The organism is Pseudomonas sp. NFACC05-1 (assembly GCF_900100135.1).
Lineage (GTDB): Bacteria > Pseudomonadota > Gammaproteobacteria > Pseudomonadales > Pseudomonadaceae > Aquipseudomonas > Aquipseudomonas fluorescens_Q.
Genome location: NZ_FMTR01000001.1, coordinates 53,873 through 75,779 on the forward strand (window position 1 = coordinate 53,873; position 21,907 = coordinate 75,779).

19 protein-coding genes and 1 pseudogene are annotated in these 21,907 nt (G+C 62.1%); 8 read left to right on the forward strand and 12 right to left on the reverse strand.

Features of this window, described 5'->3' with window-relative positions; genetic code table 11:
- Positions 1–94 precede the first annotated feature (94 nt).
- Positions 95–988 (forward strand): DUF2242 domain-containing protein, encoded by an 894-nt coding sequence (locus BLO97_RS00300; protein ID WP_092223873.1) that lies wholly within the window; start codon positions 95–97, stop codon positions 986–988.
- A 303-nt stretch (positions 989–1,291) separates the two neighbouring features.
- On the opposite strand, the gene BLO97_RS00305 is transcribed toward BLO97_RS00300, so the two are convergent.
- From BLO97_RS00305 to BLO97_RS00315, 3 genes are all read right to left on the reverse strand, one after another.
- Positions 1,292–2,329, reverse strand: a complete 1,038-nt coding sequence (locus BLO97_RS00305; RefSeq protein ID WP_092145417.1) for an AraC family transcriptional regulator — start codon at positions 2,327–2,329, stop codon at positions 1,292–1,294.
- 2 nt (positions 2,330–2,331) lie between these two features.
- Positions 2,332–3,462, reverse strand: coding sequence for a carbon-nitrogen hydrolase family protein (locus BLO97_RS00310; RefSeq protein WP_063322125.1), 1,131 nt, complete (start codon positions 3,460–3,462; stop codon positions 2,332–2,334).
- A gap of 172 nt (positions 3,463–3,634) precedes the next feature.
- Positions 3,635–4,852, reverse strand: a complete 1,218-nt coding sequence (locus BLO97_RS00315; protein WP_092344361.1) for a DUF3422 domain-containing protein — start codon at positions 4,850–4,852, stop codon at positions 3,635–3,637.
- Positions 4,853–5,092: 240 nt separating this feature from the next.
- On the opposite strand from BLO97_RS00315, the gene BLO97_RS00320 reads away from it, so the two are divergent.
- Complete coding sequence (locus tag BLO97_RS00320) at positions 5,093–7,132, forward strand: oxidoreductase (protein WP_092344363.1); 2,040 nt, start codon at positions 5,093–5,095, stop codon at positions 7,130–7,132.
- A 137-nt stretch (positions 7,133–7,269) separates the two neighbouring features.
- Positions 7,270–8,178, forward strand: a complete 909-nt coding sequence (locus BLO97_RS00325) for a 1-aminocyclopropane-1-carboxylate deaminase/D-cysteine desulfhydrase (RefSeq protein ID WP_092344365.1) — start codon at positions 7,270–7,272, stop codon at positions 8,176–8,178.
- Positions 8,179–8,184: 6 nt separating this feature from the next.
- Here BLO97_RS00325 and BLO97_RS00330 read toward each other — a convergent pair whose 3' ends face one another.
- A complete protein-coding gene (locus tag BLO97_RS00330) occupies positions 8,185–8,733 on the reverse strand; it encodes a cytochrome b (protein ID WP_063322121.1) in 549 nt (182 codons plus the stop codon).
- 126 nt (positions 8,734–8,859) lie between these two features.
- Positions 8,860–10,266 (reverse strand): type VI secretion system Vgr family protein, encoded by a 1,407-nt coding sequence (locus tag BLO97_RS00335; protein WP_092344367.1) that lies wholly within the window; start codon positions 10,264–10,266, stop codon positions 8,860–8,862.
- Between the two features lie 219 nt (positions 10,267–10,485).
- Between BLO97_RS00335 and BLO97_RS00340 the strand changes: the two genes are divergently transcribed.
- Complete coding sequence (locus BLO97_RS00340) at positions 10,486–11,190, forward strand: YebC/PmpR family DNA-binding transcriptional regulator (RefSeq protein ID WP_003199952.1); 705 nt, start codon at positions 10,486–10,488, stop codon at positions 11,188–11,190.
- Between the two features lie 209 nt (positions 11,191–11,399).
- On the opposite strand, the gene BLO97_RS00345 is transcribed toward BLO97_RS00340, so the two are convergent.
- Entirely contained in the window at positions 11,400–12,713 is a 1,314-nt protein-coding gene (locus BLO97_RS00345; RefSeq protein ID WP_092344369.1) for a leucine-rich repeat-containing protein kinase family protein, read from the reverse strand.
- A gap of 317 nt (positions 12,714–13,030) precedes the next feature.
- On the opposite strand from BLO97_RS00345, the pseudogene BLO97_RS00355 reads away from it, so the two are divergent.
- Positions 13,031–13,222, forward strand: a pseudogene (locus tag BLO97_RS00355) (IclR family transcriptional regulator); the annotation flags it as partial.
- Positions 13,223–13,246: 24 nt separating this feature from the next.
- Here the strand turns inward: BLO97_RS00355 and BLO97_RS00360 are convergent.
- Both BLO97_RS00360 and BLO97_RS00365 read right to left on the reverse strand, forming a co-directional pair.
- Positions 13,247–13,999 (reverse strand): anti-sigma factor family protein, encoded by a 753-nt coding sequence (locus BLO97_RS00360; protein WP_063322117.1) that lies wholly within the window; start codon positions 13,997–13,999, stop codon positions 13,247–13,249.
- On the reverse strand, positions 13,996–14,502 hold the full coding sequence (locus BLO97_RS00365; RefSeq protein ID WP_063322116.1) for a sigma-70 family RNA polymerase sigma factor: 507 nt from the start codon (positions 14,500–14,502) through the stop codon (positions 13,996–13,998). The genes BLO97_RS00360 and BLO97_RS00365 overlap by 4 nt, the downstream gene beginning before the upstream one ends.
- 168 nt (positions 14,503–14,670) lie before the next feature.
- Here BLO97_RS00365 and BLO97_RS00370 point away from each other — a divergent pair, with 168 nt between their 5' ends.
- On the forward strand, positions 14,671–15,753 hold the full coding sequence (locus BLO97_RS00370; RefSeq protein WP_063322115.1) for a catalase family peroxidase: 1,083 nt from the start codon (positions 14,671–14,673) through the stop codon (positions 15,751–15,753).
- Entirely contained in the window at positions 15,750–16,286 is a 537-nt protein-coding gene (locus BLO97_RS00375) for a cytochrome b (RefSeq protein WP_092344373.1), read from the forward strand. Before BLO97_RS00370 ends, BLO97_RS00375 begins: the two co-directional genes overlap by 4 nt.
- A 57-nt stretch (positions 16,287–16,343) precedes the next feature.
- Here the strand turns inward: BLO97_RS00375 and BLO97_RS00380 are convergent, their stop codons facing one another.
- Positions 16,344–17,495: a M14 family metallopeptidase gene (locus BLO97_RS00380; RefSeq protein WP_063322113.1), complete on the reverse strand. Its 1,152-nt coding sequence runs from the start codon at positions 17,493–17,495 to the stop codon at positions 16,344–16,346.
- Positions 17,496–17,987: 492 nt separating this feature from the next.
- A complete protein-coding gene (locus BLO97_RS00385) occupies positions 17,988–18,329 on the reverse strand; it encodes a DUF6124 family protein (RefSeq protein WP_063322112.1) in 342 nt (113 codons plus the stop codon).
- A 131-nt stretch (positions 18,330–18,460) separates the two neighbouring features.
- On the opposite strand from BLO97_RS00385, the gene BLO97_RS00390 reads away from it, so the two are divergent.
- Entirely contained in the window at positions 18,461–19,108 is a 648-nt protein-coding gene (locus BLO97_RS00390) for a LexA family protein (protein ID WP_046064773.1), read from the forward strand.
- Positions 19,109–19,137: 29 nt separating this feature from the next.
- Here the strand turns inward: BLO97_RS00390 and BLO97_RS00395 are convergent, their stop codons facing one another.
- Together BLO97_RS00395 and BLO97_RS00400 are read right to left on the reverse strand one after the other, a co-directional pair.
- The gene (locus BLO97_RS00395; RefSeq protein ID WP_092344375.1) at positions 19,138–21,087 is read right to left on the reverse strand and encodes an acetyl/propionyl/methylcrotonyl-CoA carboxylase subunit alpha; all 1,950 of its coding nucleotides are present in this window, start codon (positions 21,085–21,087) and stop codon (positions 19,138–19,140) included.
- On the reverse strand, positions 21,084–21,902 hold the full coding sequence (locus BLO97_RS00400; protein WP_092344377.1) for a gamma-carboxygeranoyl-CoA hydratase: 819 nt from the start codon (positions 21,900–21,902) through the stop codon (positions 21,084–21,086). The genes BLO97_RS00395 and BLO97_RS00400 overlap by 4 nt, the downstream gene beginning before the upstream one ends.
- Positions 21,903–21,907: the final 5 nt, after the last annotated feature.

A 21,907-nucleotide genomic window follows, 5' to 3' on the forward strand; every position in this document is an offset into this window, starting at 1 on the left:
TAAACTTGTAACCCCCTTGAAACAAGATTAGCCACGCTGCCGAGTCGCGTTCTGTTGCACAATACGCCCCGGACCGTTTTTCTCAGGATGTTCAATGTTCAAATCATTTCCCATGCGCACCGTCGGGCTTGCACTGTTGCTGGCCGCCGCAGCCGGTTGCTCGTCGAAGAAAGCAGCCATTTACGAGCACGAGAATTTCGACGACTCCGGCACGTTCTCGCGCACTTATCCAGTGAACGACGCGGCGACCTGCGAGGCCGGGCGTCGGGCGTTGCTCAGCCAGGGCTACATCATCACCAGCAGCGATCCGAAGCTGGTCAGCGGTCACAAGAGCTTCCAGCAGACCGGCGACACCCACATGGAAATCAGCTTCAACCTGGTCTGTGCCGAAGACGGCGGTACTGGCCACCGTGCGACGATGTTCGCCAACGCCTTGCAGGACCGTTATGCCCTCAAGAAGATCAACAACTCCGCCAGCCTGGGCGTGGGCGTGTTGGGTTCGGTATCGATGCCGATCGGCTCCTCGGATGATTCGATGGTCAAGGTCGCCAGCGAAACCGTGTCGGCGTCCAAGTTCTATGAGCGCTTCTTTGCCCTGGTGGAGCTGTTCCTGCCTCCCGAGGCGAAGAAAGCGGCTGATAACGCCGAGAAACCGAAAACTGAACTGGGCATTCCGGAAACCAAGGTCGAACCGGCTGCCCTGGTGCCTGCTCCAGCGCCTGCTCCAGCGCCTGCGCCGGAGCCGGAGCCGATTGCCCCGGCGCCAGCCACCCCGGTGGAAGAGGCCGCGCCGGCCCCCGTCGAAACCACTCCCACGGTCTCGGAGCCCGTCGCACCGCCGAGCGAGCCAGCGCCGATTGCACCCGAGTCGATTGCACCCGAGTCGTTCGAGTCTGCGCCGACGACGCAAACCGTTACACCACCGCCACCACCGTCCAGCTCGTTACCGGCACCGACCGAGCCGATCCAGCCGCTTCCGTCATCCTGAGGTTCAGTGGCAGGGAGTAATGCCCAGTCACTCTTTACACAGTAATTTCCCGACCCTGTGCTACGTTTAATTCATGAAGCCTTTGCTTCATGTTTTATTCATAAAGCAGCTTTATGCTGATGCCAGCGCCATAAGGCATCGGTTTCAATGACAGGGGAAGGACACGTAATGGATGATTATCAGGAAGAGCTGCTGGAATACCAGGCGTATGAACTGGACCCGTTGGAACCCGCCGAAGATGCGACGGAGTTGTAAGGATCGCGACAAGCTACAAATGGTAAGCACCAGCCAGGTTCTTGAAGCTCAAACCCCTCGGTGACTACGACGAAACTCTCCGGGTGTCTGGTTGTTCCAGCGCTTGAAGGCTCGTTGAAATGCCTCGGCTGAGGCGAATCCCAATAGATAAGCGATTTCGCCAAACGCCAGTTCGGTATCGCGTATGTAGGTCATGGCCAGGTCGCGGCGGGTGTCGTTGAGGATGGCGCGAAACTGCGTGCCTTCCTCGGCCAGCTTGCGACGCAGGGTCCAGGTTGGCAGCTTCAGGCGAGCCGCCACTTCTTCCAGGTCGGGTTCCCGGCCGCCGTTGAGCAACGGTCCCAGCAGTTGGATGATGCGCTCGCGCAGGCTGCGGGTGCGGGTCAGTTGTTCCAGTTCCCGTTCACACAATTGAAGCAGATGGTGCCAGGTGCTGGGGCAATGCTGTGGGTTGCGCTGGGCGAGGCTGTCCAGGCCCAGTCGCAGTTGATTCTGTTCGGCGCCAAATTGGATCGGGCAGTCACCGAGCGTGCGGTAGGCCTCCACGTATGCCGGCTCCTCGAATTCGATTTCGATGCGTTCTGGCCGCAGCGCGATGCCGCTGACGCTGGACAGTTGCGCAAGCCAGCCGGCAATGATCGAGTCCACGACAAAGCGGTTGTAGGCGTTATACGGGCTGATGGAATAGAACCGTAGCCAAGCGCCTCGGGCATCTTCATGGAAACTCGATTGGCCGCGATAGTTGGAGCCGTACAGCGGCTCGAAGCGGATCATGCAGCGGGCGGCCTCGCGCACGGTGGGCGCCTGGGCCGCGGTAACGCCCGCCAGCCCGGCCTGGCTCAAGCGGCCGAGTTGGCCCATGCGCAGGCCCAAGGCTGGGTCCTGAGTTTGTTGAATCGCGGCGTGGCCCAGACGCATGTAGCGCGGGATCGACAATCGTGCCCCGGGCTCGGCCAGGCGCGCGGCATCGAGACCGTACTGTTCAAGCAGAGGTTGAGGGTCTTGCCCATGGCTGGCGACGGCGTCAGCCAAGCTATGGACAAAGCCCACAGACAGGTCGCCCAGGCGCATCGGCTGCGGTTTCATGTTCACAACCACAGGTTCAGCAGGCGGGCGCCGCGGGCGTTGCCATCGGGGAAGTGTTGGCCGTTGTGGCTGATGAAACTCTGGCCGGCGCTGCCGTTGTCCCAGAACTGGCCCCGCAGGAACACGCTGACGCCGCCCTGGGCCTGGCTGATGGGCAATTGGCCGGTCAGTGTCAGGCGATGCCAGGCTTGGCCCTCGCTCACTTCACCTGGCTTGAGGCTCACCTCGCTCGGCGTGGACAGGCCTTTATAACCGCTCCAGGGTTTGTCCCATGTGTCGCGACCGAGGATGAAGGCGGGCACCGCAATCAGTTGCGCGCCCTGGTCGTTGAGTTGCCGGTAGTGGAGCGGGTACCAACTGTCGCTGCCGATCAGCACGCCCAGGCGCCCGGCGGGGGTGTCGATGACTTGGACAGCGGTCGGGCGGTCGGCCCCAAGCACGTCGCGCTGTTCAAACACCGGATGTCGTTGGCGTTGTGGCTGGCCGATCGGCCGGCCATCGCTGCCGAACACCAGGCTGCTGTTGTACAGCGCACCGCGACCGATCTTCAGTTCACCGTCACTGACACTGGGCTCGGGAAGCACGATGGAGCCGGCCACCAGGGTGATACCGAACTCCTTGGCCAGCCCACCGAACAGCGCTTGATAGTCATGGGCCATGCGCTCGGCTTTCATGCGCAGGTGGGCATCGTCCAGTCGGCTATCGCCTTGAGCGCTGATCAATGCCTGGATAAACGCCAGCGGATTACTGATCGCCAGCCAGTTCATGGCTTCCTTCAGGCTGGTGGCCTGGTACAACTCGTCTTTTTCGCCGCCGACCATCAACCAGGTGCCGATGTGCTCGGGCAGGACCACCACGGTCTTGGCATTGAGAAAGCCCTGGTCGCGAGCCGTCTGCAGATAGGCTGCCAGTTTGCGATGCAGGCGTTCGGGGCTCTGGTAGTCGGTGGGGAACAGTTCGGGTTGGATGCCCAGCAGGTTACCGCGGTCGGCGGGTGTGCCCTGATCGACCGCCAGGCTGATGCGCAGGTCCGACAGGTAATGACCCGTCGGACGATCCGTCGTCCACAGTGCGTAGGTGATCAGGGCGGCAATCAAGGCCAGGGAAAACAGCAGGTACAGAAATTTGCGCATGGGAGAACAGTCAGCGGCCGTGTGCAGGTTCGTGATTTTTCATCAGGAGCTACGGGGCAGGGTACGGTAAAACAAGGGATTAGCGAAGGGCGGGCGCTGATTTGTACTTGCGGCAGGCCTGCGCCAAGGCGTCCATGGAATCCTTGGACACCCTCCGCGCGAGCAAGGCGCATTAATGACTTTTGGCCTTCCTGATGCGGATCAGAATCAGCAGCATGATCAACAGCACCGGTGGCGTCATGCCCAGCAGTGCCTCGCGGGCCGAGAGGCTTGCGCCCAAGGTGTGCAGCCCGCTATAGACCAGTTTGAACAGATTGATCAGGTAGTAGGTGATGGCAATGATCGACAGGCCTTCCACCGCGCGCTGGATCTTTATCTGTGCATCGGCGCGTGCATTGAGGCTGCGCAGGATCTCGGCGTTCTGATCCTCCATTTCGACCTGTACGCGTGCTTGCAACAAGTCACCCAGGTTGGCGACGCTCATGGCCAGTTGCTCGAGGCGCTGTTCGGTGGCTGCGCAATAACGCACCGTGGGTTTGAAACGCCGTTCGATGAACACGCCCAGCCGCTGGCAATCCCCCAGGTGACTTTCACGCAACTCCCCCAGGCGCTCGAACACCAGTTGGGCATAGGCGCGGGTGGCGCTGAAACGGTGGCGATTCTTGACCGTGCTGCTGACAACCTGGCGAGACAGCAGGGCGATGTCCTCCAGCAGGGCCTTGGCATGCACGCCGCTGGCATTGGCGTTGCGTTCGGACAGGCTCACCAGGGTGCGATCGAATTCGTTCAGTTGCGGGTCCAGTGCCTTGGCGGTATTGAGCGACAAGGACGCCATCATGCGATAGGTCTCGATTTCCAGCAGGCGCCGGATCATGCGGCCCTGACGATAAGCGTTGAGCCGTCGGTTGATGAACAGCAGGCGGTTGGTGCCGTCTTCGGTCAGGCGAAAATCGCTCCAGACCACCGCATCGCCACCGCCCACGCAAGAACCGCAGGGGTCCTTGAAACCGTAGCTGGGCAGGTCGAGACCGGCTTCGGCGCGCACCACCACCTGAACGGCATTGATGAGGTGCTGGGCATGGCCTTCGATACCCTGGGCAAGGCATTCGGGCAGCGTTGTCCAGTGCGGTTCGTTGGTGCTGGCGGGAACGACCAGGGTCAGGGTGAAGAACTCGGCGTGGCGCTCCCACTTGAGTGGATGGCCTTCAAGGCGGGTGATGCCTTGTGCGGCCTCTGCTGCGACGGTTTCCGGGCACAGTCGCTCGAGCAGCGCGTTGCACTGGGCATTGTCGCCAAGAAACGCCAGGTGGAAGACGTGGGCCGGCTCGTCGAAGTACAGCGACGGGCGGGCGTGCAACTCGTTGTGCAGCATTTTTCGTTGGGGATGCATGCGAGGGCGACCGTGTTATTAAGGTTATTTTAGGGTTGAGCACCTGGACCAGCGTTGATAGGACTGGTGCATTCCGGCGAGAGTCACGCGCAGCTGATCGGTGCGCTGCACATTTGGATCATTAACTTGTCAGTTACGGTCATTGAGCGCCCGCATCCGGACTCTTACGCTGTGGGTCATGACAGACGCAAGCCGCAGAGCTTGCGCTTTTCCCCGTGATCGCCCGTTGTGGAGTTACCGATGACCGCCTCTCATTACCCGCACCTGCTGGCCCCGCTGGACCTGGGTTTCACCACGTTGCGCAACCGTACCCTGATGGGCTCGATGCACACCGGCCTGGAAGAGAAACCCGGCGGTTTCGAACGCATGGCGGCGTATTTTGCCGAGCGCGCCCGGGGCGGCGTGGGCCTGATGGTCACCGGTGGGATCGGGCCGAATGACGAGGGCGGCGTGTACTCCGGGGCGGCCAAGCTGACCACCGAGGAAGAAGCGCTCAAGCACCAGATCGTGACCCGGGCCGTACACGAGGCCGGTGGCAAGATCTGCATGCAGATTCTCCATGCCGGGCGCTACGCCTACAGCCCCAAGCAGGTGGCACCGAGCGCGATCCAGGCACCGATCAACCCCTTCAAGCCCAAGGCGCTGGACGAGGAGGGTATCGAGAAACAGATCAGCGATTTCGTCACCTGTTCGGTCCTGGCCCAGAAGGCCGAATACGACGGCGTCGAGATCATGGGCTCGGAAGGTTATTTCATTAACCAGTTCCTGGCGGCCCACACCAACCACCGTACCGACCGTTGGGGCGGCAGCTATGAAAACCGCATGCGCCTGCCGGTGGAAATCGTGCGTCGGGTGCGTGAGGCAGTAGGCCCGAACTTCATCATCATCTTTCGCCTGTCGATGCTCGATCTGGTGGAAGGTGGCAGTTCGTGGGACGAAATCGTCCAGTTGGCCAAGGCCATCGAGCAGGCCGGCGCAACGATCATCAACACCGGTATCGGTTGGCACGAAGCGCGGATTCCCACCATTGCCACCAAGGTTCCACGGGCGGCGTTCAGCAAGGTCACGGCCAAGCTGCGTGGTTCGGTAAGCATCCCGCTGATCACTACCAATCGCATCAACACCCCGGAAGTGGCCGAGCAGATCCTCGCTGAGGGCGATGCCGATATGGTCTCCATGGCCCGGCCATTCCTGGCCGATCCGGAGTTCGTCAACAAGGCCGCTGCCGGTCGCAGTGACGAAATCAACACCTGCATCGGCTGCAACCAGGCGTGCCTGGACCACACCTTTGGCGGCAAGCTCACCAGTTGCCTGGTCAACCCACGGGCTTGCCATGAAACCGAGCTGAACTACCTGCCGGTGACCCAGGTGAAGAAAATCGCCGTGGTCGGTGCCGGCCCCGCCGGGTTGTCCGCGGCCACGGTGGCGGCCGAGCGTGGGCACCAGGTGACGCTGTTCGATTCGGCCAGTGAAATCGGCGGTCAGTTCAACATTGCCAAGCGCGTGCCGGGCAAGGAAGAGTTCTTCGAAACACTGCGCTACTTCAAGCGCAAATTGCAGACCAACCATGTCGAGCTGTGCCTCGATACCCGGGTGGATGTGGCGCAATTGGTGGCCGGCGGCTACGACGAGATCATCCTCGCCACCGGCATCGCGCCGCGCGTGCCGGCGATTCCCGGGGTGGAGCATGCCAAGGTGTTGAGCTACCTGGACGTGATCCTCGAGCGCAAGCCGGTGGGCCGTAGCGTCGCGGTGATCGGTGCCGGCGGTATCGGCTTCGACGTGTCGGAGTTCCTGGTGCATCAGGGCGTCGCCACCAGCCAGGACCGTGAGGCGTTCTGGAGGGAGTGGGGCATCGACACCCACCTCGAGGCTCGCGGCGGTGTGGCCGGGATCAAGGCTGAACCCCATGCACCGGCGCGCCAGGTGTTCCTGCTGCAACGCAAGGCGTCCAAGGTCGGTGACGGCCTGGGCAAGACCACCGGCTGGATTCACCGCACAGGCCTGAAGAACAAGCAGGTGCAGATGCTCAACAGCGTCGAGTACCTGAAGATCGACGACGACGGCCTGCACATTCGCATCGGCGAAACCGGCGAGCCGCAAGTGCTGGCCGTGGACAACATCGTGATCTGCGCCGGCCAGGATCCGCTGCGCGAGTTGCAGGAAGGCCTGGAAGCGGTGGGGCAGACCGTCCACCTCATTGGCGGCGCCGACGTGGCAGCGGAACTGGATGCCAAGCGGGCGATCAACCAGGGGTCGCGGTTGGCGGCGCAGTTGTAACTCACACGCTCTGTAGAACCCGGACTCCCTGTGGGAGCGAGCAAGCTCGCTCCCACAGGAGGCGGTGAACTCCGATCCTGAAGTCTCTCAACACCGAGCTGTTAAGATGCCGGTATCTTCCCCTCCGGCCCGCCGCAATGCTGCTTCCCGCCCTCGACTGGCATCCCCAACCCCGACTCGAACCCCTTCACCTGGACTGGCTCGCCCGTGCCGGTGTCGAAGTGGCGGTGTTGCGCCTGGACCGGATCGATCCGCTGATCAGCGGCAACAAGTGGTTCAAGCTGGTCCCTCATCTGCGCACCGCCCATGAGGCCGGAGCCGAAGGGGTCATGAGCCTGGGCGGTGCCTATTCCAACCATTTGCATGCGCTGGCGGCGGCCGGCAGGCGCTTCGGCTTTTCCACGGCCGGGCTATTGCGCGGTCATCCCCAGGACACGCCGACGGTGCGCGACCTGAAAGCGTTTGGCATGGACCTGCACTGGTTGGGTTATGGCGGATACCGAGAGCGGCACGCAGCGGATTTCTGGGAACCGTGGCAGATTCGCTATCCACATTTGCATCCGGTGCCCGAGGGCGGTTCGGGATTGCCTGGGGCGCAAGGCTGCATGACGTGGGTGGCCAGTGTCCGTGAACAATTGGCGGCGCTGGGATGGGCGGATTATCACGGCTGGTGGTTGGCTTGCGGTACTGGAACATCGCTGGCCGGACTGGTGCTGGCCGAAGCGGGCGAGCGCCCGGTCTACGGCGTGCTGGCCGTGCCTCCGGACCATGGCGTGGCCCGGCAGGTCGAGCGCATCGTGGGAGAAGCCGGGCTTTCCAGACCGCGTCATGAGTTCTTCGACGGCAGCCGTGGCGGGTTCGCCCGGGTCGATGCCGAACTCACCGAGTTCATCGAAACCACGACGGCCATCGAACTGGAGCCGTTGTACACCGGCAAAGCCTTGATGTTGCTCAAGACGCAAGTCGAGGCCGGACGATTTGCCCCGGATACCCGTCTGGTCTTCGTCCACACCGGCGGTTTGCAAGGCCGCCGGGGGTTCGAGTAACGACGGTCAGCCGCGTTTGGGCATCATCCGCAGCAGCGTGTTGTCCCGTACCACATAGTGGTGGTACAGCCCCGCCAAGGCATGCAGGCCAATCAGCCAATAGCCGATGGTGCCGCCCAGCACGTGCCAGCCTTCCAGTTGCTTGGCGAAATCCTTGTCTTGATTGATGAGCAACGGCAGATCGAAACCGTAGAACATCACCTGGTGCCCTTCGGCGCTGGTGATCAGCCAGCCCAGCAGCGGCATGGCGATCATGAACAGGTACAGCGCCCAATGCATCAGGCGAGCGAGAACGGTTTGCCATGCAGGCGACGCCGGGAAAATCGCCGGAGCCTTACCCATGCTGCGGGCGAACAGGCGTAGCCAGACCAGCAGGAACACCGTCAGGCCGAGCATGAAGTGCGCTTCCTTGATCAGGGTGCGACCGCCACTGCCCTTGGGGAAAATCCCGCGGAACTCGATGCAGGCGTAAACCACGGCCAGCAGAACCAGCATCAGCCAATGCAAGGTGACCGTGACGGTACTGTAGCGGCTTTCTGAGTTTTTCCAGGGCATTGCAGGCCTCTCCAACGATCAGGGTAGAGCGCCGTCTAGAGCGGCGTTATCCGTTTACTGTAAGCCCGTTTCGCTGGGTTTGCTTGAGCCAGATCACTTTTGCCGGCATGAAGCCACAGGGTTGAGTCAGGGAGTCAAATCCGGCGGATTCAGCAGCCAGTCCAACAGCAGCCCCGCATCATGGTCCCCACGGGGCGATTTCGGGGACGTGGCGGTATGGCCTGCGCCGGTATCGACAGCCCCTGGGCACAGCACCGGTCGATCAGGGTCGCCATCGAGAAAACTCACCAGCACTTCGCTGCCGGCCATCAGGCTGGGGCTGCCATCCAGCGTCAGCCGCGACACGGGCAGCGTGATGCCGTCCTGGTCCGGCGCCCATAGGCTGACACTCACCTGGCCACGTTCATCGGCGCTGGCCGGCTGGCCGGTGCTGCCGAGTACATGGGCCAGGTGGTACCCGGGGACGGGGGGCTTGGGGTGCTTGAGGGCTGGCCTGAACGTGGTGGACCAGGGAATGGCGGTGAACCGGTTGCGGTAGTCACGGGCCGACGGTGCGGCGGGCAGGTCCGGCTCCAGGATCGAGAACTGCCGTCCGCGATGCTGGACCTCGGTGATCAACCATTGATCGTTGAAGGTGGAAACCGGGTGTTCGCAGACCTGTACGATGTCGCCGCCGTGCAGGGCCGGTTGGGTACTGTGGCCATGGATTTCCCGTTGTCGGCAGCGCAGCCGTTCAAGGTGGCGGCGACCGGCCTGGTAACGGTGAGCCAAGGCCGGGTTGCCGTGCATGGCTTCGTGATCGAGCCGCTCAAGGGGTTGATTCGCCGCCGAGGCCTCGGCTTCGGGCGGGGCCCGGTCACTGAACCCGGCGGGCAGCCCAGGCATCATCGGATGGTGACGCAAATACAAGCGTCTGATGGCCGGCTGCAGGCTGTCGTTCGGGCGCAGGGGCAGCTCGATGGGGCGCGCGGGAAAGCTCTTCGGGTCTTCGGCAAACACCAGGACATGGCCCTGGGGAGCATGTTCGAAGTGGTAATGAATGCCTTCTTCCTCACACAGTCGTTGCAGGAGGGTCAGGTCGCTTTCGTCGTACTGGATGCAAAACGGGCGACACGGATACAGCCCATGGGGCAGTTCGAAACGGTAGCTGTCGACGGGTAGCGCGTGTTCTTCCAGCAGGCGTTGCAGCAGCTGCACCACGCTGAGCCGATGGAAAACCCGGCGCTGTGGGCCTTGCTCCAGTTGCTGGAGGTAGGGAACCAACGTCACACGATAGCCGATACGCCGCGGCGCCAGGGCACTGAGGCTAACGCTGTGGACAATCCCATGGACGCCCGATTCGCCTTCCAGGCGCAGGAAGGCCGGATGCCCCAAGAGCAGTTGGAGATCTATCGGCGGGGCCAGGCCGATCAGTTCGAGGTCAAAGCGGTATGGCTGGTTGAGGGCTTCGCGGCCACTGAACCGCAAGACTTGCAGTTGCAAGCCGCTTTGCGTGAGCGTCAGGCTGAAGGGACTTTCCGTGTCGTTGCGCATCGCAGCTCCTACTGGCAGGGAGAGAGGCGCAGAGGGTACGAAACCGCAGGGGAAAACGGTGCTTGTGAGTCGCTATTTCAGAAACGCCCTACAACACGCTGTGAAAATGTCGATCCGGCAGGGTGAATTTTTTGGTCGATCAGCCGGTTTAGGCCGTATAAACTTGCGCCACAGCGCCGGCCGGCAGATGTCTCGGCGCGTCAGACAAGAGAGTGAGTAATGGGCGCACAGTGGAAGGTTAAACACAAAGAAGCGGCTGCCAACGCCAAGGGAAAGATCTTCGGCAAGCTGGTGAAGGAAATCACCATTGCCGCGCGCAACGGCGCTGATACCGCGACCAACGCGCACTTGCGACTGGTGGTCGAACAGGCGAAGAAGGCCTCGATGCCCCGCGAGACCCTGGAACGTGCGATCAAGAAAGGTTCTGGCCAGCTCGGTGAAACCGTGCAATACCACCGCGTCACCTACGAAGGGTTTGCGCCGCACCAGGTGCCCCTGATCGTTGAGTGCGTGACCGATAACATCAACCGTACTGTTGCCGAAATTCGCGTCGCGTTCCGCAAGGGCCAACTCGGCGCCTCGGGTTCGGTGGCGTGGGACTTCAACCATGTGGGCATGATCGAAGCCGCGCCGGACAGCCCGGACGCCGATCCGGAAATGGCCGCCATCGAGGCCGGTGCCCAGGATTTCGAACCGGGCGAAGAAGGCGCGACGTTGTTTCTCACCGATCCTGCCGACCTCGATGCCGTACAGAAGGCCTTGCCGGAGCAGGGTTTCACCGTATTGTCGGCCAAGCTGGGCTATCAGCCGAAAAACCCGGTCAGTGGCCTGACCGACGAGCAGATGGCTGAAGTAGAAGCCTTCCTCGAAGGCCTCGACAACCACGATGACGTGCAGGACATGTTTGTCGGGTTGGCGGGTTAATCCCACCCTGCTTGGACCAGGGACAGGATGGACATGTGGCGAGGGGATTTATCCCCGCTGGGCCGCGAAGCGGCCCTGAAACCAGACAACTTGGGTATGTCTGGCTGACTCGGCAGAGTTTTGGGGGCTGCTGCGCAGCCCAGCGGGGATAAATCCCCTCGCCACAAAGGTTCGGGCGATCAACCTATGACGTCGATTGAATCAGTGGATTAGAAGCTGGACAACAGCTGCCTGATCTCATCGAACCCCGGCCGCGCCAACACCTCTGGCTGACAGCAACGCACCTGCAGATCCTGTAACGCTGCCAGTTCCTCGGCACTGAGCGTCGGTTCGATCCGCGCCAGCAATTCCCCCAGCAAAATCCCGAAGGCCCGCACCTCGATGCGTTGCAGTGCGCGGGTTTGCACGGTGTCTGCAGTGGCATGGAACGACGCCGCGCCAAAGTCCCCCAGCAGGCAATCGCCCTGTTCATCGCACAGAATATTGTGCCCGTAGAGATCCCCATGGGTGATGCCATGGCGGTGCAGGTGCGCCGCCACCGAGGCAATGCCGTGGGCGATGCGCAAGGCCACCGGGGCGCTCAGGCGCAGTTCATCGGCATACACGTCGCGGCTGCATGACGCCAGGCTCGGCAGCCCGGCGAGGTTACGGTAGCTGGGCTCGATCAGCGCCATCACCAGCCCGGCCTGTTGCTCGGGGTGCCCGGCAACCTGACCCAGCACCTCAATCAGGTTCGAGTGGCGACCGGCCGTGATGCAGGCATGCATCTCATGCAGGGGCGAGCCGTCGCTGGTCATCTGGCCCTTGTACAACTTCACTGCGACCTTTCGTGCCGCCTGGCCGGGCGTCTGCCAGAGCGCCTGATGAATCACCCCCGACGCGCCTTCGCCCAGTTGTCGTTGCAGTTCCAGATGCGACCATTCGATAGGCGTCGTGGTTTTCAGGGCCGTCGCTTGCGCCTGGGTTTCCAGTGGGTTGCCGGCGTAGGCCAGCCAACTGAGGCTTGGCAACGTGAGCAGCCATTGCGGCAGTTCGGTCAGTTGGTTGGCGGCGATGCGTAACAGTTCGAGGCGATGACACTGGCCCAGGCTGGCCGGCAACTGCTGCAAACGGTTGCCGGCCAGCATCAGTTTTTGCAGATAGGGGCGTTGGCCCAGTTCATCCGGCAAGCGGCTGACGCAGTTGTCGGTCAGGATCAGCCAGCGCAGCAGTGGCGGCAGTGCGGCGCCCGTGACGCGGTTGATGCGGTTGGCCTTGAAACCGACCATGGTCAGCGCGCTGCAACGGCCCAGGCATTCGGGCAGTTCAGTGAAGCGGTTGTCGGAACAGAACAGTACGCGCAGGCGAGTCAGCCGATGCAGGTCGTCGGGCAGCGTGTCCAACTGATTGCCGCTGAGGTTGAGGATCTCGAGGGAATCGGCCAGGTCGAAGATTTCCCGGGGAAACTCCGTCAAGCCGCAGGCCAGGTCCAGCCGGGTAATGCCGCAGAGCTGGCCGGCGCGTAGTTGGGCGAGGGTGTGCATGGATGGGGTCGCTGTTGATCAAGGAGTGGGCACAAGAACCTGTGGCGAGGGAGCTTGCTCCCGCTGGGCTGCATGGCAGCCCCAAAAGCGGCTATGCAATCAGTCTGACACACCTTGGTGTCAGGTTTGAGGGCTGCGCAGCCCAGCGGGAGCAAGCTCCCTCGCCACAGGTTATCTTCAGGCACTAAGCCCGAGATGGCCGCATGATAACTGCAAAATTCGCGCTAGCGCTCGATGCTGCGGTTCCAGCGGGCGTTCCAGGCCGGGCGTTGCTCGTTGACCTGGTCCCAATCCACGGCAATCGCCGTTTCTAGGTATTGCCGATCCTCGACCGTGACGGTCGAGCCGTGGCCGCCTTGAGCGTGGCAACGGTGAGCGACCGCCTGGGGCCCGATCGCCTGCCGATGGTGGTGGACATGCTCAAGCGCGAGGCGGCCCTGATCGGACCGCGGATCAACCCGTTCGACCCGTTGCTGCGCAGGCCTTCGCAGGTGTTTGGGCAGGGTTGAACACTGCCTCAAACCCACCGCTGATCAGAAGTCCAATGTCTGCTTGAGTCTTTGCACCGTCGGCGCATCACTGGGGATGACCATCGCATAGTTGTAGCCCGGCCCGGACCAGTACTCGGCTTGCAACTCGCCCTCGCGACGACTGCCCCGCGGCAGGAGGAAGTTTTTCGGGCCGGGTGGGCGCACGTAGAAGCTGATTTTCTGACCGCTCGGGTCCTGATAGACCACCATCGCCGCCGCGCCTTGTTCGGTGCTGAGCAAGCGTCCGCTGACCGGCTTGAAGCCCGCCCCCGACAGGTCTGGCAGCCGGTCAGCCTGGGTGAAGTAACGGTCGAGCCAGCCTTGCATGCTCTGCTCGTCGCCGGTCTGGTAATCGGCCGGAAGGATGCCCTGCTGGGCAATTAACCGGTACGCCTGGAGGGCGTCAGCCATGGGGGCTGCGGCGCTGAGTAGGGTCATTTGTCGCGCCTGCCAGCCGCTGACCCCGCCTACGCTGACGGCCAGCAGCAACACCGCGACGCTGGCCAGGTGGCGGCGGGAGCGATGTTTCAGGTGCTGGCGAATCATGGCCGGGTCGAGATCCGGATTGGGCGGCTGTTGCAAGGCGCCGCTCAGGGCCGTGCGCAGGTGCTGCGCGTCTTGTTGCCAGGCGCGGACCCGGGCGGCGACTTCCGGCTGGTTGGCCAGGTAGGCCTGCACCAGGCGCTGGTCGGCCTCGCTCAGTTGGCGATCGACGTAGGCGTGCAGGTCGTTGTCGCTGGGGGGCATGCTGATCATTTGAGTATCCGCAGGGTAGGGCGGGTGACTTCGCCGTCGCTGAGTTGGCGCAGGGCCTGGCGAGCGCGGGACAGGCGGGACATTACCGTGCCGGTCGGCACGCCGAGGATGTCGGCGATTTGCTGGTAACTCAAGCCTTCCACCGACACCCAGAGCAACAGCGCGCGCTGTTCCGTCGTGAGCTGATCGAAGGCCTGCAACGACGATTGCGCGATCACGCTGCGCTCGGCCGAAGGGTGGGCATCGTCGCGGCCGGTGAAAAACTCCAGCATGCGCGCATACCGTCGTGAGCGGCGATGGCTGTCGAGAAACTGCCGATACAGAATCGAAAACAGCCAGGCCCGCAGATCGCCGTCCGGACGCTTGTCGTTCCATTTGGACAATGCCCGTTCCAGGCACATCTGCACCAGGTCGTCGGCGTTGCTCGGGTTGCGCGTCAGCGACACGGCAAAACGCCGTAGCCTGGGGATGAGCTCGCGCAACTGTTCGTCGAATGCGTTCATAGGGGTGTGGCTTCTGTGGGCAGTCATTGCGCCGGGACTGGAAAGACGACCCGCGAACGAGATTATTCCAGTGCAGGAAAAATAAATACGAGGCGTGGGAATAAACCTGCCGGGCCTTCGTCTGACGGGTCCTTTCCAACAAATGGCCTCGAGGCCTGGAGATTTCTCATGGTTGATCCTTCATCCTCGTCGAGCCGGCCACCCTTGAGTGCCGCTGGCCTGACATTACGCCTGAGCGGCATCGCCGTGATTGTTGCTGCGTTGGCCGGGGCGTTTGCCTACGTCAATGGCAGCCTCGACCCACAACGCCTGACACCACAGGCATTGGTCAATGTGCTGGAAAAAAACAACGGCGTTCACCCGGGCTTTCGACGCAACCACTCGAAAGGGGTCTGCGTCGCGGGTTACTTCCAAAGCTCGGGCGAGGCCAGCGCCTATTCCAGCGCCCAGGTGTTCTCGCTGCCGCAAACGCCTGTGGTTGGGCGTTTCGCCTTGCCCAGCGGCAATCCCTATGCACCGGACGGCAGCGTGCCGATTCGCAGCCTGGCACTGCGCTTTACCCAGGCCAACGGCCAGCAATGGCGCACCGGCATGAACAGCATGCCGGTGTTTCCGGTGGGTACGCCGCAAGCTTTCTACCAACTCCAGCAAGCCCAGTCGCCGGACCCTGCCACAGGAAAACCGAACCCTGCGGCCGTACCGGCGTTCTTTGCCGCACACCCCGAAGCGGCGCCGTTCCTGCAATGGATCAAGACCGCCAAGCCGTCGGCCAGCTATGCCACTGAAACCTACAACGGCATCAACGCGTTCTATCTGATCAACCCCGCCGGGCAGCGTCAGGCGGTGCGCTGGGGCATGGTGCCGATGAGCCAGGATGCTGCGGATGCGACGCCACCCCAGGGGGGCGACTTCCTCGAGCAAGACCTGGTGAAGCGCCTCGCCGCCGGGCCGTTGCGCTGGCAGTTGAACATCACCCTGGCCAACCCGGGTGACCCGGTGAACGATGCCAGCAAGGCCTGGCCCGCTGACCGCAAGGTACTCAATGCCGGCACGTTGGTGCTGGAGCGCACCCAGGCGCAGGACAACGGCGAATGCCGCGACATCAACTATGACCCGCTGATCCTGCCCCAAGGGATCGAAGGTTCCGAAGACCCGCTATTGGTCGCGCGCTCCGCCGCCTATGCCAGTTCCTACTTGCGACGTACCAGCGAAGTGAGCCAGTTGCCCGCCAAACAGGAGTCCCGCCCATGAGCGCCCCTCGTCACTTTGCACCGCTGGCCCGGCTGCTGCACTGGCTGATGGCCGTGATGGTCATCGCCATGCTGTTCATCGGCGCGGGCATGGTCGCCTCGGTGTCCGAACGCCATGAATGGCTGTTGCAGTTGCACAAACCATTGGGTATCGCGATTTTGCTGTTGGTGATTGTGCGCCTGATGGTGCGTTTTACTACCCGCCAACCGCCGCTGCCGGCGGATCTGCCGGCCTGGCAAGTGCTGGCGGCAAACGCCTCGCATGTGCTGTTGTACGCCCTGATGCTGGTCTTGCCGTTGTTGGGCTGGGGCATGATTTCGGCGGCGGGGGACCCGGTGATGCTCGGCGACTCGTTGCAACTGCCTTCGATTCTGCCAGCCCACGCGCAGACGTTCGCACTGCTGCGCAAGGCCCACGGGTACCTGGCTTACCTGTTGTTCGTGACGGTGCTGGTGCATCTGGCGGCGGCGTTGTTTCACGCTTGGGTGCGCCGGGATGAGGTGTTGGACAGTATGTTGCGCGGCAAGGGTTGATGGATTGTGGCCAGGGAGCAAGCTCCCTGGCCACAGGGGATTGATCAGGTCTTCGGATCAGCGCAATTCGTCGACCATGGCCTCGATGGTGCTCAACACATCCTTGCCCAGCTGCATCGAGCGTTTGCCAGACCAGCCGGTGATCGGGTTCGGGTGATCGTTGTGGTCCTTGAACGGCATCTCCAGGGTCAGGGACAGGCAGTCATATTTCTGGCCGACCGCGTTACAGGCCAGGGTCATGTTGGCCTGGCCCGGTTCGTCGCGGGTGTAGCCGTGAGTGGTCTGGAAGTCTTTGGTCTGATGCTTGAGATGGCTGCGAAAGCGCTCTTCAAGTTCGGCAATGCGTGGCGTGTAGCCCGGGTTGCCTTCGCAACCGGCGGTGAAGACGTGGGGAATTTCCTCATCGCCGTGAGCATCGAGGAACAGATCGACGCCGTACTTTTCCATTTGTTGCTGGACGAAAAAGACCTCGGGGCTGATTTCCGGACTGGCGTTCTGCCAGGCGCGGTTGAGGTCCTGGCCCATGGCGTTGGTCCGCAGATGCCCATGGAATGCGCCGTCCGGGTTCATGTTCGGCACCAGGTACAGATCGGCTTTGGCGAGCAACTGGTTCAGTTGCGCATCGTCATGCTGCTGGAGGCGTTCGATCACGCCCTCCATGAACCACTCGGCCATGTGCTCGCCGGGATGTTGCTGGGCGATGATCCAGACTTTGCGCCGGCCTTCGGCACCGCTGCCTTTGCGCAGCAGCTGAATGTCCCGGCCTTCCACGCTTTTACCGACGGCCAAGAGTTCGGTGCCAGCCTTGTGCTGCGCTTGCTCGATCAGCCAATCATGTCGGCCGCGACTGTAGGGTTCGAAGTAGGCGAACCAGACGTTGGTCTGTTCGGTCTCCAGATAAAAGCGCAGGGCGTCGCCTTCAAATTGGGTCGGAATGCGGAACCAATTGACGTGATCGTAGGAGGCAACGGCCTGGTAGCCCGTCCAGGCCTTGTTGTAAGACGATTGACTGGCGTTGAGCAGCCGAAAGGAATATTCCTGGCCGACGTGCAGGCCGCTGGCCTTGAAGTGGAACCATTGGAAATGGGCGCTGCGGGTGTCGGGCCTGATCTTGAGCAACGACTGCAACGGGTTGCTGATGTCGACGACCTCGATGTTGCCGCTGTCGAAATTGGCGCTGATATCAAAGGAAGATTTAGCCACGGTCACGATTCCTGGAGAGGATTTTCATGGCCATTACTGTACACGCAAGACGGGGGAACCGAGACGCTTTACGTCACGTAAACGAGGGGGCGTCCTCCCTGGACGCCGAGCCAGCTTAGAGACTCTGCAATTGATTCTCAAGCGCTGGTTGTCGATAGTTTCCGCCTGCGTGGCGGGGCTGCTCTTGCAAACGGGTATTCATTTGCTATCATCGCCGCCATCGAATTGGCAGCACCCAAAAAGACTTCATTAGCCTGAAGCCATAAGCCGAAAAATCGGCAAAAAAAGACCCGGCAAAAAGCCGGGTCAAAAACCGTGATTAGCCTGATGAGGAGATATTCCAGAAGTCCGACCTAAGGTCTTCTGGTCTATCGACTGATCTCGCGACCAGCTGATGCAATAATAATCATTATCATTTGCAAGTCAAATGATTTTATCGCGTCGATGGAAAATTTTTCTCGTCGTCCGCGTTCGCGGCGACATTCCCGAGTGTTACCCCTAGCGAGTCGGGTAGCCATCCAGGGATCGGTCAAGCATCACCTTGACCAGGTCAATCATGTGCACCACCGAAAACGCCAGGTCACGGTTCGAACCGTTCAACTGGTTGGCGGACTCGTGGGCGGTTGCCGCTGCACAGCGCAGCAGGTCGCATGCGTGAACAAGGGCTTCTTCTGCGCTGACGCTGTGATTGACGTCGAAGAAGCGATGTTCTGCCTGTGCCTGCGAAACACCTGGTTTCAAGTAGTAATCGAGGGCGCGCTTGGCCGCCGGGCAATCCTGCAAGGAAGGGAACGTGCTGTCGAAAGGGCTGCCGGGTTGGTTTTTGTTGGGTGTATCCATGGTGATGAAAATCTCCGTGTGTGGGGCTGAACTCCTGAATCCAGAATAGTACTTATCGTAATTGTGACGATAATTTAAATACTACAATTTGTGTTTTGAATGGCCGGAGTCATCCACGTATCGTGCCGCACATGGATAAATGGATAGAGTTGGTCAAGGCCAAGATGAAGGAGCTGCGCATCACGCAAGTGGTGCTTGCAGAACGGTTGGGAATGTCCCAGGGCGGCGTCGGCCATTGGCTGACCAGGCGCCGGCAACCCAGTGTCGAAGACATGAACCGGGTCCTGCGGGAGCTGGGGCTGGAGTTTCTGGAAGTGGCGATGGTGATTCGCGAGCCGGACACTTCCACGGACGAAGGCATGGCCCTGGCGCAGAAGTACAATCCGTACTTCCGCTACCCGGTCAGTGAATGGCACGAGGTTGGCGAGGTTCGCGAAGGCGATCCTGGTGCCTACAGCCAGGCGCGCTACGAGCTGACGGACTACCACGCCCTGGGGGCCGCGTTCTGGCTGGTGGTGGTGGGCGACGCGATGACCGCACCCAGCGGCTTGAGCATTCCCGAGGGCATGTCGATCCTGGTGGATCCGGCCATCGAGGCGGTGCCAGGCAAACTGGTGGTTGCCTGCTTGCCCGGCAGCAGCGACGCGACCTTTCGCAAATTGATCGAAGAGAGCGGGCAGCGTTACCTGGTTCCGCTCAATCCGACTTACCCGAAAAACCTGTACACCGAGCAATGTCGGCTCATCGGTGTGGTGGTGCAGGCCACCATCAGGTTCTGACTGGATCGGCCCTGGGAGCGGGCCGATGCCTATTCTTCGAACGCCACCAAGGCGCTGCCTTCGCTGACCATTTCACCTTCCTGGCAATACAGCGCCTTGATCACCCCGGCCTTGGGCGCACGAATGCTGTGCTCCATTTTCATGGCCTCCAGGACCACCAGTTGAGCTCCGGCTTCCACCGGCTGACCGACATTCACCAAGACCCGGACGATACTGCCGTTCATGGGGGCGGCCAGGCCGCCCTGATGGCTGTGGCTGGCTTCTGCCGCGGCCAATGGGTCGTACAGATCGATCCGATGCAGGTCTCCCGCCCATTGCAGATACAGGCTGTCGCCCTGGCGAATGGCCCGATGGCTGCGGCGCACACCATGGTGCTCGATCGTCAGTCGCTCACCCTTGAGTTCCGCGCAATGGGCTGTGACGTCCAGCGTCAGCGCACGATCCTGGCCTTCACAGCTCAGGTGCAAGGTGGTTTCCCTCGGCAACCCCAGGCGCATCCCGGTGGTGCTGGCCCACGGTGAGCCGGCGTCATCGCCGCGTACGTGCGGTGCCAGGCTCAAGGCGAAGCCTTGAGCGGCTGCAAGCCAGAATGCGTCATCCAATTCGCCCGGCTCTGGCAGCAATTGCGCTTGGTAACGTGGGATAAATCCGGTGTCCAGCTCTGCCGCCGCGAAGGCGGGATGGGCGACGATTCGGCGCAGGAACCCGATGTTGGTTTTCAGCCCGCCAATGGCAAATTCATCGAGCATGCTCAACAGCCGCAAGCGCGCCTGTTCGCGATTCTCACCCCAGGCAATCAGCTTGCCGAGCATCGGGTCGTAGAACGGCGAGATTTCATCACCTTCTTCAACCCCGCTGTCGACCCGCCGCCCCGCCCCCTCGACCGACTCGCGATACAACGCCAGGCGGCCGGTGGCCGGCAGAAAATCGTTGACCGGGTCTTCGGCATACAGCCGCACTTCGATGGCGTGACCGAGCAGCGGCACTTGCGCTTGAGTGATCGGCAAGGGTTCGCCTTGGGCAACGCGGATCTGCCAGGCCACCAGGTCCAGTCCGGTGATCGCTTCGGTGACCGGATGCTCGACCTGCAAGCGGGTGTTCATTTCCATGAAGAAAAACTCGCCCCGCGCATCCAGCAGGAACTCCACCGTGCCGGCCCCGACGTAACCAATCGCCTGGGCTGCGCGCACGGCGGCTTCACCCATGGCCTGGCGCAATTGCGCGGTCAGGCCGGGGGCGGGGGCTTCTTCCACTACTTTCTGGTGGCGGCGCTGGATCGAGCAATCGCGCTCGTTGAGGTACAGGCAGTTGCCGTGTTGGTCGGCAAATACCTGGATTTCCACGTGGCGTGGCTTGAGCAGGTATTTTTCCACCAGCATCCGTGAGTCGCCGAACGAGGACTGCGCTTCACGCTGGGCCGAGGCCAGGGCTTCGGCCAGTTGGCTGACATCCTCGACGACTTTCATGCCCTTGCCGCCACCGCCGGCCGTGGCCTTGAGCAATACCGGGTAGCCGATGCGCTCGGCGGCGTCGCGAAAGGTCTCCAGGTCCTGGGCTTCGCCGTGATAACCGGGCACCAGGGGCACGCCGGCGGTTTCCATCAAAGCCTTGGCCGCCGATTTGCTGCCCATGGCATCGATGGCCGAGGCCGGTGGGCCGAGGAAGATCAGCCCGGCGTTTTCAATCGCCCGGGCGAACCCGGCGTTCTCGGACAGAAAGCCATAGCCGGGGTGGATGGCCTGGGCGCCGCTGGCTTTCGCTGCGGCGATCAGCTTGTCGATTTGCAAGTAGCTGTCGGCGGCCTTGCTGCCGCCCAGGTCGACGCGGATGTCGGCTTCACGGCTGTGGCGGGCGTCGCGGTCGGTGGCGCTGTGGACGGCAACGGTGGTCAGGCCCATGGCTTTGGCGGTGCGCATCACGCGGCAGGCGATTTCACCGCGGTTGGCCACCAGCAACGTGGTGAGGGCAGGGGCGCTCATCGACGCGGCTCCTTGTTATTCGATTCGGCTTGCCAGTTCGGCGCACGCTTTTGCAGGAACGCCCGCAGGCCTTCCTGGCCCTCCGGGCTGACGCGGATGCGGGCGATGGCATTTTCGGTGTAGCGCCGCAGCGCCGGGGTAAGGGCGCCGTTGCCGACTTCACGCAGCAGTTCCTTGCTGGCGCGCATGGCCGCCGGGCTGTTGAGCAACAGGTTGTCGATCCACTGTTCGACCCGCTGGTCCAGGGTCTCGGCCGGGTAACTTTCCGACAGCAAACCGATTTCTTTCGCACGTTGCCCGTCGAAGCGTTCCGCCGTCAGGGCATAACGACGCGCGGCACGCTCGCCGATGGCTTGCACCACGAACGGGCTGATCACCGCTGGCGCCAGGCCAATGCGCACTTCCGACAGGCAGAACTGTGCTTCATCGGCACCAATGGCCATGTCACAAGCGCTGATAAGCCCCAGTGCGCCACCGAACGCGGCGCCCTGGACGACGGCCAGGGTAGGAATTTTCAGCTTGGCGAGGTTGTACATCAGTTCCGCCAGTTCCCGGGCGTCATCAAGGTTGGTGTGGTAGTCGAGCTCGGCCGATTGTTGCATCCAGGCCAGGTCGGCGCCGGCGCTGAAATGCTTGCCGCGGCCGCGGATCAGCAGGAAGCGCAAGTTTGGATCGCTGCTGACGTGGTCCAGGGCCAGGATCAGTTCGCGGATCATTTCGGCGTTGAACGCGTTGTTTTTCGACTCGCGGCTGAGCCACAGGGTGGCAACGCCCCGTGGGTCGCTGTGCAGTTCGAGGGTGTTGAAGTTATCCATGGGCA

What these genes read in the sequence shown, in the direction of transcription:
- BLO97_RS00365 (WP_063322116.1), bottom strand. Translation starts at nt 14,502, where the DNA reads ATGAACGCATTCGACGAACAGTTGCGCGAGCTCATCCCCAGGCTACGG.
- BLO97_RS00385 (WP_063322112.1), bottom strand. Translation starts at nt 18,329, where the DNA reads ATGGATACACCCAACAAAAACCAACCCGGCAGCCCTTTCGACAGCACG.
- BLO97_RS00375 (WP_092344373.1), top strand. Translation starts at nt 15,750, where the DNA reads ATGAGCGCCCCTCGTCACTTTGCACCGCTGGCCCGGCTGCTGCACTGG.
- BLO97_RS00310 (WP_063322125.1), bottom strand. Translation starts at nt 3,462, where the DNA reads ATGCGCAAATTTCTGTACCTGCTGTTTTCCCTGGCCTTGATTGCCGCC.
- BLO97_RS00390 (WP_046064773.1), top strand. Translation starts at nt 18,461, where the DNA reads ATGGATAAATGGATAGAGTTGGTCAAGGCCAAGATGAAGGAGCTGCGC.
- BLO97_RS00325 (WP_092344365.1), top strand. Translation starts at nt 7,270, where the DNA reads ATGCTGCTTCCCGCCCTCGACTGGCATCCCCAACCCCGACTCGAACCC.
- BLO97_RS00370 (WP_063322115.1), top strand. Translation starts at nt 14,671, where the DNA reads ATGGTTGATCCTTCATCCTCGTCGAGCCGGCCACCCTTGAGTGCCGCT.
- BLO97_RS00395 (WP_092344375.1), bottom strand. Translation starts at nt 21,087, where the DNA reads ATGAGCGCCCCTGCCCTCACCACGTTGCTGGTGGCCAACCGCGGTGAA.
- BLO97_RS00340 (WP_003199952.1), top strand. Translation starts at nt 10,486, where the DNA reads ATGGGCGCACAGTGGAAGGTTAAACACAAAGAAGCGGCTGCCAACGCC.
- BLO97_RS00300 (WP_092223873.1), top strand. Translation starts at nt 95, where the DNA reads ATGTTCAAATCATTTCCCATGCGCACCGTCGGGCTTGCACTGTTGCTG.
- BLO97_RS00320 (WP_092344363.1), top strand. Translation starts at nt 5,093, where the DNA reads ATGACCGCCTCTCATTACCCGCACCTGCTGGCCCCGCTGGACCTGGGT.
- BLO97_RS00345 (WP_092344369.1), bottom strand. Translation starts at nt 12,713, where the DNA reads ATGCACACCCTCGCCCAACTACGCGCCGGCCAGCTCTGCGGCATTACC.
- BLO97_RS00315 (WP_092344361.1), bottom strand. Translation starts at nt 4,852, where the DNA reads ATGCATCCCCAACGAAAAATGCTGCACAACGAGTTGCACGCCCGCCCG.
- BLO97_RS00335 (WP_092344367.1), bottom strand. Translation starts at nt 10,266, where the DNA reads ATGCGCAACGACACGGAAAGTCCCTTCAGCCTGACGCTCACGCAAAGC.
- BLO97_RS00360 (WP_063322117.1), bottom strand. Translation starts at nt 13,999, where the DNA reads ATGATCAGCATGCCCCCCAGCGACAACGACCTGCACGCCTACGTCGAT.
- BLO97_RS00400 (WP_092344377.1), bottom strand. Translation starts at nt 21,902, where the DNA reads ATGGATAACTTCAACACCCTCGAACTGCACAGCGACCCACGGGGCGTT.
- BLO97_RS00330 (WP_063322121.1), bottom strand. Translation starts at nt 8,733, where the DNA reads ATGCCCTGGAAAAACTCAGAAAGCCGCTACAGTACCGTCACGGTCACC.
- BLO97_RS00305 (WP_092145417.1), bottom strand. Translation starts at nt 2,329, where the DNA reads ATGAAACCGCAGCCGATGCGCCTGGGCGACCTGTCTGTGGGCTTTGTC.